Genomic DNA, 13,206 nt, shown 5'->3' with positions numbered 1-13,206 from the left:
GGACAGTGCAACGCTTGCGCACACGACTGGCGGGGGCGCTGCTGTCCGCGCTCGCCCTCACCCTGACCGGATGCGGGGGCTCCGCCGGCCCCGCGCCGACAGCGGCCGCCGGGACGAACGGATCGGACGGCACCGACCGGGTCGAACCCCTGGCGTCCCCAGGGAAGCCCCGACTCCCGGTCACGGTGCGGTCGTTCGGCGGACCGCGGACGACCGTCGAGAAGGCCGACCGGATCGTTCCCCTGTCCGGCAGCCTCAGCGAGATCGTCTTCACGCTCGGGCTCGGCGACCGGGTCGTCGCCCGCGACATCACCGCCACCTTCGACCAGGCCAGGGAACTGCCGGTCGTCACCCGCAACCACGACGTCTCCGCCGAGAGCGTGCTCTCCCTCCACCCCGACCTCGTCCTCGCCGAGTCGACGACCGGACCGGACGAGGCGATGGAGCAGATCCGCGACGCCGGTGTCCCCGTCCTGGTCGTCGCCCCCGCGCGCGGCCTCGCCGACGTGGGCCCGCGCATCCGGACGGTCGCCGACGCCCTCGGCGTACCGGCGGCGGGGAAGCGGCTGGCACAGCGGTCGCAGGACCGGATCGCCGCCGCGCGCAAGGCGATTCCGCCGCACGCGGACCACCCGCGCGTCGCCTTCCTCTATCTGCGCGGCTCCGCCTCCGTCTATCTCATCGGCGGCCGCGGCTCGGGTGCGACCTCGCTGCTGGAGGCGGCGGGGGCGGTCGACGCGGGCGCCGAGTCGGGCCTGGACAAGGACTTCACCGCCATCACCACCGAGGCGCTCGTCCGGGCCGCGCCCGACGCGATCCTCGTGATGTCCAAGGGCCTCGCGTCCGTCGGCGGAACCGACGGGCTCGTCAAGATCCCGGGGGTGGCGCAGACCCCGGCCGGCACGAAGCGCCGGGTGGTGTCCGTCGAGGACGGGGTGCTCCTCAACTACGGGCCGCGCACGGACCAGGTACTGCGCTCGCTGGTACGGCAGTTGTACGGAAACACCCGATGACCGCCCTCGACCGCCCGGCGTCCGGGGCGCCCTCCGAACCGGTCACCGGCGAGACCGCCACCGCTCGCGTGCGGGGGCGGGCACACGGCGCCCCCTGGCTCCTGACCGCAGGGCTGCTCGCCGCCCTGCTCGTCCTGGTCCCCGTGGCCGCCGGGCTCGGCGCGTACCCGATCCCCACCGGGGACGTGCTGGCCTCCGTCGCCCACCGCGCCGGCCTCGGGGGCGCCGCGCTGGACCGGGTCCCGGAGTCGGTCCTGTGGGACGTGCGCTTCCCGCGGATCGTGCTCGCGCTGCTCATCGGCGCCTCGCTGGGCTGCGCGGGCGCCCTGATGCAGGGCGTGTTCGGCAATCCGCTGGCCGAACCCGGCGTCATCGGCGTCTCGTCGGGCGCGGCGGTCGGCGCGGTCGCCGCCATCGCGCTCGGCCTGGACTTCCTCGGCACCTTCACCGTCCCGGCCGTCGCCTTCGGCACGGGACTGGCCGCGGTCCTGGTCGTCTACGCGATGTCCCGCTCGGGCGGCCGCACCGAGGTCGTCACGCTGATCCTCACCGGGATCGCCCTGAACGCCTTCACCGGCGCCCTGATCGGACTGTTCCTGTTCTTCGCGGACTCCGCCGCCGTCAGCCAGATCACCTTCTGGCAGCTGGGATCGCTGGCCCAGGCGACCTGGCCGAAGGTTCTCGCGGTCCTGCCCTGCGCCGCGACCGGCCTGGCCCTGGCACCGCTGTACGCCCGCCGGCTCGATCTGCTGTCCCTCGGCGAACGGCCGGCCCGGCACCTGGGCGTCGACGTCGAACGGCTGCGGCTCGTCCTCGTGCTGGTCATCGCGCTGCTCACCGCGGCGGCCGTCAGCGTCTCCGGGATCATCGGCTTCATCGGCCTGGTCGTACCGCATCTGCTGCGCATGGCGGCCGGACCCGGACACCGCTTCCTGATCCCGGGCAGCGCGCTCGGCGGCGCGGCCGTGCTGCTGGCGGCCGACCTCGCCGCCCGGACGATCGCACAACCCGCCGAGCTCCCCCTCGGCGTCCTGACCGCCCTGCTGGGCAGCCCGTTCTTCCTGTGGCTGCTGCGCAGGACCCGTCGCAAGCAAGGAGGCTGGGCGTGAGATCCGCCGGAAGCGACACCGGGCGCACGCTCCCGGGACTCCCGCGCACGACCGCCGGGACTCGGCTCGCGCGTACCGCCGGGACTCGGCTCGCGCGTACCGCCGGGCGGCTGCGGCTCACGCGTACGGCACGGCTCCTGCCGCCGTCCGCGCCCGCCCCCGGCGACGTGCTGGCCGAGACCGAGGGCCTCCGGGTGCGGCTCGGCGACCGGGAGGTGCTGCGCGGGGTCGACGTCACCGCCCGCGCGGGCGAGGTCCTCGCGCTGGTCGGGCCCAACGGGGCGGGAAAATCGACCCTCCTGGCCGCGCTGGCGGCCGATCTGCGCGCCGCGGAAGGGGTCGTACGTCTGCACGGGCGTCCCGCGCAGGACTGGTCCGCCGCCGAACTCGCCCTGCGCCGGGCCGTGCTTCCCCAGTCGGCGACGCTCTCCTTCCCGTTCACCGTGGAGGAGGTCGTCCGCATGGGGCGGGCTCCCTGGGCCCACAGCCCGCGGGACGACGACGCGGCGGTCGGCGCGGCCATGGCCGCCGCCGAGGTCACCGACTTCGCGGCCCGTTCGTTCGCCGCGCTGAGCGGCGGGGAGCGCGCCCGGGTGGCGCTCGCCCGGGTGCTCGCGCAGCGCGCGCCCCTGCTGCTGCTCGACGAGCCGACCGCCGCACTCGACCTGCGGCACCAGGAGTTGGTGCTGCGGGTGTGCCGGGAAAGGGCGCGCGCCGGGGACGCGGTGGTCGTGGTGTTGCACGACCTCGGGCTCGCCGCCGCGTACGCGCACCGGGTCGCGATCCTGTGCGCCGGTCGCGTCGCGGCCCACGGCCGGCCGGCGGAGGTCTTCACCGACGAACTGCTGACCGAGGTCTACCGGCAGCCGGTCGAGGTGTTCCCGCACCCCAGGACCGGCGCCGCGCTCATCACCCCGAAACGCGACGAACCATTCCACTTGGCCATCCCTTGACCATTCCATGGGGTCTGTTTTGAGTCACCGTGATCAAGCCGTTCCTGTACGCCGTCTGTGAGAGGTGAATCACCGCACGGGCGGGTATCAGTGAGGAAAGCCTCAGATAAGTTAGGCCAGCCTCACCATGCCGAACGGGCCCCGCCGTGCGGCTTGTCCGACTTCTCTTGGAGCCCGCATGCGAGCCGTTCGACTGTCCGTTGTCACCGCTGCCGCCACCGCGGCGGCCCTGGCCGCCGTCACGGGTTGCACCCAGAAGAGCGACGCGAAGAACGGCGACGCGATCCAGGTGACGGCCAGCGACACCGCGTGCAAGGTCTCCGCGAAGGAGTTCCCCGCCGGGCACGTCCAGCTCGACATCGAGAACAAGGGCTCCAAGGTCACCGAGGTCTACCTGCTGTTCCCGGACGACCGGATCGTCAGCGAGCGGGAGAACATCGGTCCCGGCACCAAGCAGCGGGTCACCGCCGAGGTGAAGGCCGGCGAGTACGTCATCGCCTGCAAGCCCGGGATGAAGGGCAAGGGCATCCGCCAGACCGTCAAGGTCACCGGCGGCAAGGTCGCCAAGCGCGACCCGCGTCTGGACAAGGCGGTCGCCGCGTACCGCGAGTACGCGCAGGAGCAGGCCGACGCCACGCTGCCCAAGGCCGAGGCGTTCGCCAAGGCCGTCAAGGCCGGTGACATCGAGGCCGCGAAGAAGGAGTTCGCCTCCTCGCGTCTGGGCTGGGAGCGCACCGAGCCGGTCGCCGAGTCCTTCGGTGACATCGACCCGAAGGTCGACGTCCGCGAGGACGGCCTGGAGGAGGGCCAGGACCCGGCCACGGACTGGACCGGCTGGCACCGCCTGGAGAAGTCCCTGTGGCAGGACAAGAAGATCGGCGACCGTGAGAAGGAGCTCGCCGGTCTGCTGGTCACGGACCTGACCGACTGGCAGAAGCGGGTCGGCAAGGCCGAGATCACCCCGACCTCCATGGCCAACGGCGCCAAGGAGCTGCTGGACGAGGTCGCCAGCGGCAAGGTCACCGGCGAGGAGGACCGCTACTCGCACACCGACCTGAGCGACTTCAAGGGCAACGTCGAGGGAGCGCAGAAGGCGTACGAGCTGCTCAAGCCGGTCGCCTCGGAGAACGACGCGGCGCTGACCACGGAGCTCGACAAGCAGTTCGCCGCGCTGAACACGCTGCTCGACAAGTACCGCACGGACAAGACCTCGTACGACTTCACCTCGTACGACAAGGTCGGCGAGGCCGACCGCAAGGAGCTCTCGGACGCCGTCAACGCGCTCGCCGAGCCCCTGTCCAAGCTCGCCGCCGCCGTCGTGAAGTAGGAGCAGCGCCATGACGGACACCCCGGACAGCACGGACAGCACGAACGCCACGGACGGCACGGACGGCGCCTGCCCCGTCGGGCCCGCCCGCGCCGGCTCCGCGCCCAGTCGGCGTTCCCTGATCGGCTGGGGCGGTGCCGGGCTCGCGCTCGGTGCCGCCGCGGCCGGCGGTGCCGTCGCGATGACCCGCGTCGGCAACGACGTCGACCCGGCCGGCGCCGACGCCGGTGCCGGCATCCCCTTCCACGGCCCGCATCAGGCCGGCATCGCGACAGCGGTGCAGGACCGGCTGCACTTCGCCGCGTTCGACGTGAAGACGGACGACCGCGCCGAGTTCGTCCAGCTCCTCAAGGACTGGACGCGGGCCGCCGCCCGGATGACCGCCGGACAGGCGGTCGGCGAGGGCGCCTACGGCGGTCTGGCCGAGGCGCCGCCGGACGACACCGGTGAGGCGCTGGGGCTCAAGCCGTCCCGGCTGACGCTGACCATCGGCTTCGGTCCGTCGCTGTTCGGGAAGTTCGATCTGGCGGACCGGCGGCCGGAGGCTCTCGTCGATCTGCCGGCCTTCTCGGGCGACAACCTGGACAAGGCGCGCAGCGACGGCGACCTGTGCATCCAGGCCTGCGCGGACGACCCGCAGGTGGCGGTGCACGCCATCCGCAACCTGGCCCGCATCGGCTTCGGCAAGGTCGCCATCCGCTGGTCGCAGCTCGGCTTCGGCAAGACGTCGTCCACGACCCCGGAAGCGCAGACCCCGCGCAACCTGATGGGCTTCAAGGACGGCACCCGCAACATCGCGGGCACCGAGACCGCGCGGCTGCGGAAGTTCGTGTGGGCCGACGAGAAGGACAACGGCCCGGACTCCGCCTGGATGACCGGTGGTTCCTACCTCGTCGCCCGGCGCATCCGGATGAACATCGAGACCTGGGACCGCACCTCGCTCCAGGAGCAGGAGGACATCTTCGGCCGCGACAAGGGCGAGGGCGCCCCCGTCGGCAAGGCCAAGGAGCACGACAAGCCGTTCCTGAAGGCGATGAAGCCCGACGCGCACGTCCGGCTCGCCCACCCCGACTCCAACGACGGGGTGACGATCCTGCGCCGCGGCTACTCCTTCACGGACGGCACGGACGGTCTCGGCCGCCTCGAAGCGGGCCTGTTCTTCCTCGCCTACCAGCGGGACGTACGCAAGGGGTTCATCCCCCTCCAGCGCAACCTGTCGCGCTCCGACGCGCTCAACGAGTACATCCAGCACGTGAGTTCGGCGGTCTTCGCCGTTCCGCCCGGCGTCCGGGACAAGGACGACTGGTGGGGCCGGGCGCTGTTCTCCAAGGAGGCGTGACCGTGTTCAGCAACTACCTCATCGGACTCCGCGAGGGCCTGGAGGCCAGCCTCGTCGTCTGCATCCTCATCGCCTACCTGGTGAAGACGGAACGCAGGGACGCCCTGAAGCCGATCTGGATCGGCATCGGTGTCGCGATCACCGTGGCGCTCGGTTTCGGCTGCGCCCTGGAGTTCGGCTCCCAGGAGATGACGTTCAAGGCCCAGGAGGCGCTCGGCGGTTCGCTGTCGATCCTCGCCGTGTGCCTGGTGACGTGGATGGTCTTCTGGATGCGGCGCACCGCCCGGCATCTGAAGTCCGAACTGCACGGCAAACTGGACGCGGCGCTCGCCATGGGTACGGGCGCGCTGGTGGCGACCGCGTTCCTGGCGGTCGGCCGGGAGGGCCTGGAGACGGCCCTGTTCGTGTGGGCGTCGGTGCACGCGGCCAGTGACGGCACGCCCCGCCCGCTGATCGGCGTGGCGCTGGGCCTGGCCACCGCGGTCCTGCTCGGCTGGCTGTTCTACCGCGGCGCGCTGAGGATCAACCTCGCCAAGTTCTTCACCTGGACCGGCGGCATGCTGGTCGTCGTCGCCGCGGGCGTGCTCGCGTACGGCGTCCACGACCTCCAGGAGGCCGACTTCGTCCCGGGTCTGACGAACCTGGCCTTCGACATCAGCGGCACGATCGACCCGTCGAGCTGGTACGGCACCCTGCTGAAGGGCGTCTTCAACTTCCAGCCGGACCCGACCGTTCTTCAGGTCACGGTGTGGGCGCTGTACTTGGTGCCGACGCTCACGATCTTCTTCGCCCCGGTAGGGTTCGCCTCCGGGAAGAAGAAGGTGAAGGCACCTGATGAGCAGGGATCGCACGGGTCGCAGCCCTCGAAGGCCTCTTAGTCTCCGTCGTTCCGTCCGTCTCGCCCTGGCGGCGACGACGGTGACCGCGCTGTGGGCGACGGCGAGCGGCTGCGTGGTGGTGCACGGCGAACGAGAGGTCGTGCCGGCCACGACCCGCGCCGAGGCCGCCCGCGCGCTGGAGGACTTCACCGCCGCCTACAACAAGGCGGACGCGACGTACGACCGTTCGAAGGACGCGGACCGGGTGACCGGTCCGCTCGCGGACATCGACGGCGCCAAGCTGAAGGCCGGACGCATCGGCAGACCGGGCGGGAATCCCACGCACTCGCCGCTGAAGTTCGACGACGCCGAGTTCTCGATCCCCGCGAAGGCGGGCTGGCCCCGCTGGTTCGTGGCGAACGCGACCGCCAACAAGGGCGTACCGGGCAGTCGCTGGCTGCTCGTCTTCACCCGGGACGACGCCCGCGAGCTGTGGCAGGCCTCGTACCTGACGGTCCTCGGGGCCGGTGACGTACCGGAGTTCGCGAAGGACGAGGACGGCTGGGCGCAGCCCGTCGCCGCCGACGACGCGGCGCTCGCGGTCGAGCCGCGCAAGCTCGGGCAGTCGTACGCCACCTATCTCAGGACCGGCGGCGACACCTTCGCCACCGGCGTCCACACCTCGCAGTGGCGGGCCCAGCGCGAGAAGTTCGCCAGCCGGCCCGGACTCGCCCGGCAGTACATCGACCAGCCGCTGACCTCGGGCGACTACGCGCCGGTGGGGCTGCGCACCGCGGACGGCGGGGCGCTGGTGTTCTTCGCCACGCACCGCTTCGAGAAGGAGACCGCCGCCGCGGGCACCGAGATCCCCGTCCCCGGCGCGGAGGTGCAGGCCCTGACCAAGGGCGAGATCAACCAGTCCCTGACCCTGGAGTTCGTCTCCAACCAGGTCGTCATCGACCCGTTGAAGGGCTCGGGCCGAGGGCAGGTGTCCGTCCTCGGACGGGTCGAGGGGCTGACGGGCGCCAAGGGCGAGTAGTCCGGGGCCGCTCCCCGCCCGACGGGGGCTCAGCCCCGGTGGGGCCAGGCGGCGAGCTGGTCCGCGCCGTTCGCCCCGGCGTAGCGGGCGCATTCGTCGGTCAGGATCTCCAGGAGCGTGAGCGGGTCCGGCAGCGGATGCTCGGGGCCGCGCACCCAGTCGACGCTCAGACCGCCGGGGAGCTGGGCCGGCGGCACGAGGACGTACGAGCCGCGGCAGTGCCAGCGGAAGCCGGGGTGTTCGTCCATCGTCTCGGGGTGGCAGTCCAGCTCGCAGGGCCACCACTCGTCCTCGTCCTCGGGCGTACCGCGGGTGAGGGTGAAGAAGAGCATGCGGCCGTCGCCGGTCTCCGCGACGGGTCCGACCTCGATGTCGGAGGCGAGCAGGCGCTCCAGCGCCTCGCGCCCGGCGTCCAGCGGCACGTCCAGGACGTCGTGCACCATGCCGGTCGCGGTGATGAAGTTCGCCTTCGGCTGGTGCCGGGCCCAGCGCTCGATCTGCGCGCGGTCGGTGGTCGACTGCGTCTGCCAGGCGAAGGAGACGGGGTGGCGCGCGGGGGTGGGGCAGCCGACGCGGTCACAGGAACAGCGGTAGCCGGAGGGATACGCGGCCTGCGCGAGCGGCAGCCCCGCGGCGGCGGCGGCGAGCAGCAGGGCCTCACGGCCGTCGGCGGACGTCTGCGCCGGGGCTTTGGACCGGCGTCCGCGCAGCCACTTCGAGATCCTGCTCCGCGTACCGGAGCGGTGACCGAACTCTGCGCTCATCTATCCCCTCGCCTCGCCGTAGTGCGACTCGTCCTTGCCCCATCGTCCCACCATCCTGCGCTCCGGGTGGCCGGAGCAGACAACCGGGGTAGGTGGGGCGATGCGTCCACCAGGCCCTGATCAGGTGCTATTACATGATTAGTCGTGATTTCACGGGCGCCGGGCAGGGGGCCGGCCCGTGCGGGGTGTAGTCGACCGGCGCGCCCGTGTAGTCGTACGAGACCGACGCCACTCGGGCGGGGCGGGGCGGCGTGGCCCGGTGACGCGGGCGGCGGCGGTCCGGGCGCGGTGGGGCGGATCGGGGGAACCCCGCCCGCACGCCTCCCGCTCCCGGGGCCGGGCGCACCGCACCATGAGCATCAACTGCCCCTGCGGTTGCGTAAGGAGCCTTCCTTGCACCCTCTTCGCCGCGCCACGCCCCGGCGCTACCTCATGTGCCCACCGGTGCACTTCGACGTCACGTACGCGATCAATCCGTGGATGGACCCCGCCAAGCCGGTCGACGTGCCGCTCGCCCTCGCCCAGTGGGAGGACCTCCGGGACCGCTACCGCCTTCTCGGCCACTCGGTCGAGGAACTCGCCCCCCGCCCGGGTCTGCCGGACATGGTCTTCGCGGCGAACGGCGCGACGGTCGTGGACGGGCGGGTGCTGGGTGCCCGGTTCGCGTACCCGCAGCGCGAGGCGGAGGCGGCGGCGCACCTGGAGTGGTTCCGCGCCCGCGGGTACGGGCGGATCCGCGAACCGGAGCACGTCAACGAGGGAGAGGGCGACTTCGTCGTCACGGGGTCGTACCTGCTCGCGGGCCGGGGCTTTCGCGCGAGCCCGCTCTCGCACGGGGAGGCACAGGAGTTCCTCGGCCGCCCGGTGATCGGCCTGGACCTGGTCGACCCCCGCCACTACCACCTGGACACGGCCCTCGCCGTCCTCGACGACGGCACCGACGAGATCATGTACTACCCGCCGGCCTTCTCCCCCGGCAGCCGCGAGGTCCTGCGCCGGCTGTTCCCGGAGGCGCTGACCGCCACGCCGGAGGACGCCGCCGCGATGGGCCTCAACGCGGTCTCGGACGGACTGCACGTGCTGCTGCCGCAGGAGGCGGCGGGCCTCTTCGACCCGCTCCGGGAACGCGGATTCGTTCCCGTCGGCGTCGATCTCGGCGAGCTCCTCAAGGGCGGCGGAAGCGTGAAGTGCTGCACCCAGGAACTGCGGCCCTGATTCAGGAGGCGTCCCCGGGCGGCGGCCAGGCGTCGCCCCACTCGGCGTCGCGGGCCGCCTTGTACAGCGGTCCGTGGCGCTTGGTGACCGTCTCCCGGCGCAGTGCCTCGTCCGGCTCGCACAGGTCGAGCAGGACCTGCCCCTTGCGGATCTGCGGCTTGCGCACGACCCGCGAGGGCGCCGGGGCGGGCTCGAAGCGGGTCGCGGCGACGTAGCTGAACTTCTCGTCCTCGTACGGCAGGGAGCCGCCCTTGACCTGGCGGTGCAGGGAGGAACGGGCGACCCTCGCGGAGAAGTGGCACCAGTCCTGGCCGGGGACGATGGGGCAGGCCGCGCTGTGCGGGCAGGGGGCGGCGACGTGGAAGCCGGCGCCGATCAGGCGTTCGCGCGCGGCGAGGACCCGGGTGTAGCCGTCGGGGGTGCCGGGCTCGATGATCACCACCGCCCGGGCGGCGCTCGCGGCCGCGTCCACGACCGAGGCGCGGTCGTCCCCGGTGAGCTCGCCGAGGACGTACGAGACCGTGACGAGATCAGTGCTCTCGATGGTGAGCGCCGCTCCGATACGGGAGCGCTGCCACGCGGCGCCTTCCAGTTCCGGGTTGGCGGCGGCGATCTCCCGGCCGAGCGCGAGGGCCGGCTCGGCCCAGTCGAGCACGGTCACCGGGCGGACGCCGTCCCAGGTCGCGTTCACCGCCCAGGTGGCCGCGCCGGTGCCGCCGCCGACGTCCACATGGCTCCCGGGCACCCAGCCGGGCACCGCGTCCGCGAACGCCTCCAGCGCCGCGCACACCGCCTCGAACGTCGCGGGCATCCGGTACGCGGCGTACGCGGCCACGTCCGAGCGGTCCCGCAGGACCGGTGTGTGGGTCGGGGTGGTCCCCCGGTAGTTCGCGATCAGCCGCTCGACCGCCTGCGCGGCGGCCTTGGGCGGCAGACCGTCGAGCAGTCCGGCGAGGGCGCTGCGCAGGGTGTCGGCGGGGGGTACGGGGGCGTTCACGGCCCGATTCTCTCAGGTGCCGCGCATCCCCCCGTACCGGCCAGCGGTCTCTCGCAGGCGGCGCCCCCGTACCGGCCGGGCGCCCTCTCAGGTCCCGCGCACCGCCCGCCGCAGCCGGGTGGCCGCCGCCGCGCGGGGCGCGTTGTCCGCCGGGCGGCGCCGGGGGTGGACCGTGTTGGCGAGCAGGACCAGGAACGTGTCCGTCGCCGGGTCCAGGACCAGGGAGGTGCCGGTGAACCCGGTGTGGCCGGCCGCGCCGTGGCCCGCGAGGGTGCCCATGAACCAGGGCTGGTCGATGGCGAATCCGAGGCCGGGCGGGGTGAGGAGGAGTTCGACGAAGTCGGGGCCGAGGATGCGGGCGGGGCCGTACGAACCGCCCGCGAGCAGGGTGCGGCAGAAGACCGCCAGGTCCCGCGCGGTGGAGAAGAGGCCGGCGTGCCCGGCCACCCCGCCGAGCGCCCAGGCGTTCTCGTCGTGCACCACACCCCGCAGCATGCCCCGGTCCGCCTTGGCCCACGGCCGCCGCTGGTCCTCCGTGGCCGCCGCGCCGGGGCAGGGTCCGAAGGCGGTGGCGTTCATCCCGAGCGGGCGCGTGATGCCGTCCCGGACGAGGACGTCGAGCCCCCGGCCGGTGACGCGTTCCAGGACGAACTGGAGGAGCAGCAGGTTGATGTCGGAGTACCGGTACTCGCCCGGCTTCGACGAGGGGGCCTCGGCCCGCAGCAGCGCCAGCCGGGCCGTGTCGTCCGGGCAGTCGTACAGCGGGAGTTCGGGGCGCAGCCCGGAGGTGTGGGTGAGCAGCTGCCGTACGGTGACGCCGTGCTCGCGGGCCGCGCGGAACTCCGGCAGGTACGCGCCGACGCGCGCCTCGATGCCCAGCGTGCCGCGCTCCAGCTGCTGCACCGCGGCGACCGCCGTGAACAGCTTGGTGAGGGAGGCCAGGTCGAAGGGCGTGTGCACGGTCATCGGCACACGCGCGTGCGGCGGCAGCTCGACCCCGGTGTCCTTGTCCTCGTCGTGGGCCGTGCAGCGGACCGCCCAGCCCGCCGCCTCCTCGACGGCGATGACAGGGCCGCGCCCCGCGACCACCACGACGCCCGCCGCCCACGGGTCGTCCCCGCGGGTGAGGGCACGGACCTCGTGGACGAGCCCGCGCAGTTCACCGGCGTCGAGTCCGGCGCGTTCCGGCGTGCCGTTCCGCAGTCGTGGTGCGCTCAGTTCTCCGCCCCTTTTCCGTTCGCAGTGTGTCCCGTCCGCCGGGGACGGCACAGTCCCACGAAGCAGCCGACCGCCACCAGCGCGGCCACCAGCTGGACAACGGCCATCGGGACGGCGGTGTGCTCCCCCGCCACGCCGACGAGCGGTGAGGCGACCGCGCCGACGAGGAAGGAGGAGGTGCCGAGCAGCGCGGAGGCGGAACCGGCCGTGTGCCGTACGCGCATGAGGGCGAGCGTCTGGGTGTTGGGCAGGGCGAGGCCCATGGCGGACATCAGCACGAACAGCGCGGCGGCGACCGGGGCGAGCCCGACCCGTCCGAAGGCGCCGGTGGACATGAGCAGCAGCGCGGTCGCGGCGAGGACGACGAGGGCGAGGCCGGTGGCGAGGACCTTCTCCAGGGCGACCCGGCCGACCAGCAGTTTGCCGTTGATCTGCCCGGCGATCACGAGGCCGACGGAGTTCACGCCGAAGAGCAGGCTGAAGGTCTGCGGGGAGGCGCCGTACAGGTCCTGGATCACGAACGGGGAGGCCGAGATGTAGGCGAAGAGGGCCGCGAAGGTGAAGCCGCCCGCGAGCATGTACCCGGTGAAGACGCGGTCGGCGAGCAGCCGTCGCATGGCGCGCAGGGCCTCGCCGACGCCGCCGCCGTGCCGGTCGGCGGGTGCGAGGGTCTCGGGCAGTCTCGCCCAGACGAGGGCCGTCAGCGCGATGCCGACGGCGGTGAGGACCACGAACACGCCCCGCCAGTCGGTGAAGCGCAGGATCTGTCCGCCGATGAGGGGCGCGACGACCGGGGCGACGCCGGAGATCAGCATGAGGGTGGAGAAGAAGCGGGCCATCGCCACGCCGTCGTACAGGTCGCGGACGATCGCGCGGGCGATCACTATCCCGGCCGCGCCGGCGAGCCCCTGGACGAGGCGGAAGGCGACGAGGAGGCCGATGCCGGGCGCGAGGGCGCACAGGGCGGTGGCGAGGACGTAGACGGCGAGGCCCCCGAGCAGCGGGCGCCGGCGGCCCCACCTGTCGCTCATGGGCCCGACGACGAGCTGCCCGAGCGCCATGCCCGCGAGGCACGCGGTGAGCGTGAGCTGCACGGTGGCGGCCGGGGCGTGCAGGGAGCCGGTGACCTCCGGCAGCGAGGGGAGGTACATGTCCATCGCGAGCGGGGGTGTGGCGGTGAGCCCGCCGAGGACGAGGGTGACGAGGAGTCCGGTGCGGCGCGGACCGCGGGGTTCCGCGTGCGGTCGCGCCGAGGCGCCGGACTCGGCTCCGGCGGCCGGCGGTGACGCCTCGGCGGCCGTCGGCGCGGTGCCCGCGGTCCCTGCCTCCGGTATATGCCCTCGCGGGCTCCCCTGGTCCCGCGCGGTGCGGCCACGCTCGGGCATGTGCCCCCCTCTCGGAAAGATGCGGCCCC

Annotated in this window: 12 protein-coding genes; 8 read left to right on the top strand and 4 right to left on the bottom strand. The window is 73.1% G+C overall.

Going from position 1 to position 13,206, the window contains the following annotated elements:
- The first annotated feature begins 14 nt into the window (after positions 1-14).
- The 7 genes from ACFYW9_RS16730 to ACFYW9_RS16700 all read left to right on the top strand — a co-directional run bounded on the left by ACFYW9_RS16730 (position 15) and on the right by ACFYW9_RS16700 (position 7,598).
- Complete coding sequence (locus ACFYW9_RS16730) at positions 15-1,013, top strand: hemin ABC transporter substrate-binding protein (protein WP_389150297.1); 999 nt, start codon at positions 15-17, stop codon at positions 1,011-1,013.
- Positions 1,010-2,122, top strand: coding sequence for a FecCD family ABC transporter permease (locus tag ACFYW9_RS16725; protein WP_389150294.1), 1,113 nt, complete (start codon positions 1,010-1,012; stop codon positions 2,120-2,122). Before ACFYW9_RS16730 ends, ACFYW9_RS16725 begins: the two co-directional genes overlap by 4 nt.
- Before the next feature lie 110 nt (positions 2,123-2,232).
- A complete protein-coding gene (locus ACFYW9_RS16720; protein ID WP_389150629.1) occupies positions 2,233-3,075 on the top strand; it encodes a heme ABC transporter ATP-binding protein in 843 nt (280 codons plus the stop codon).
- 178 nt (positions 3,076-3,253) lie between these two features.
- Entirely contained in the window at positions 3,254-4,402 is a 1,149-nt protein-coding gene (gene efeO / locus ACFYW9_RS16715) for an iron uptake system protein EfeO (protein WP_389150291.1), read from the top strand.
- Positions 4,403-4,412: 10 nt separating this feature from the next.
- Positions 4,413-5,741, top strand: a complete 1,329-nt coding sequence (gene efeB / locus ACFYW9_RS16710) for an iron uptake transporter deferrochelatase/peroxidase subunit (RefSeq protein WP_389150288.1) — start codon at positions 4,413-4,415, stop codon at positions 5,739-5,741.
- A 2-nt stretch (positions 5,742-5,743) separates the two neighbouring features.
- Positions 5,744-6,619 carry an iron uptake transporter permease EfeU gene (gene efeU / locus ACFYW9_RS16705; RefSeq protein ID WP_351865192.1) on the top strand — a complete coding sequence of 292 codons (876 nt, stop codon included), beginning with the start codon at positions 5,744-5,746 and terminating at the stop codon, positions 6,617-6,619.
- Positions 6,576-7,598 (top strand): hypothetical protein, encoded by a 1,023-nt coding sequence (locus ACFYW9_RS16700; protein WP_389150285.1) that lies wholly within the window; start codon positions 6,576-6,578, stop codon positions 7,596-7,598. The genes efeU and ACFYW9_RS16700 overlap by 44 nt, the downstream gene beginning before the upstream one ends.
- A 29-nt stretch (positions 7,599-7,627) precedes the next feature.
- Here ACFYW9_RS16700 and ACFYW9_RS16695 read toward each other — a convergent pair whose 3' ends face one another.
- Positions 7,628-8,362, bottom strand: coding sequence for a bifunctional DNA primase/polymerase (locus tag ACFYW9_RS16695; RefSeq protein ID WP_389150282.1), 735 nt, complete (start codon positions 8,360-8,362; stop codon positions 7,628-7,630).
- Between the two features lie 393 nt (positions 8,363-8,755).
- Here ACFYW9_RS16695 and ddaH point away from each other — a divergent pair, with 393 nt between their 5' ends.
- A complete protein-coding gene (gene ddaH, locus ACFYW9_RS16690; protein WP_389150277.1) occupies positions 8,756-9,577 on the top strand; it encodes a dimethylargininase in 822 nt (273 codons plus the stop codon).
- Position 9,578: 1 nt separating this feature from the next.
- Here ddaH and ACFYW9_RS16685 read toward each other — a convergent pair whose 3' ends face one another.
- The 3 genes from ACFYW9_RS16685 to ACFYW9_RS16675 all read right to left on the bottom strand — a co-directional run bounded on the left by ACFYW9_RS16685 (position 9,579) and on the right by ACFYW9_RS16675 (position 13,177).
- Positions 9,579-10,574 carry a small ribosomal subunit Rsm22 family protein gene (locus ACFYW9_RS16685; protein ID WP_389150274.1) on the bottom strand — a complete coding sequence of 332 codons (996 nt, stop codon included), beginning with the start codon at positions 10,572-10,574 and terminating at the stop codon, positions 9,579-9,581.
- Between the two features lie 87 nt (positions 10,575-10,661).
- Positions 10,662-11,843, bottom strand: coding sequence for a serine hydrolase domain-containing protein (locus ACFYW9_RS16680; protein ID WP_389150271.1), 1,182 nt, complete (start codon positions 11,841-11,843; stop codon positions 10,662-10,664).
- Entirely contained in the window at positions 11,789-13,177 is a 1,389-nt protein-coding gene (locus ACFYW9_RS16675; protein ID WP_389150268.1) for a multidrug effflux MFS transporter, read from the bottom strand. The genes ACFYW9_RS16680 and ACFYW9_RS16675 overlap by 55 nt, the downstream gene beginning before the upstream one ends.
- Positions 13,178-13,206 lie beyond the last annotated feature (29 nt).

This window comes from Streptomyces sp. NPDC002698 (assembly GCF_042888945.1).
Taxonomy (GTDB): Bacteria; Actinomycetota; Actinomycetes; order Streptomycetales; family Streptomycetaceae; genus Streptomyces.
The sequence above is the reverse complement of the archived record's forward strand: the minus strand, read 5'-3'. Positions and strand labels throughout refer to the sequence as shown.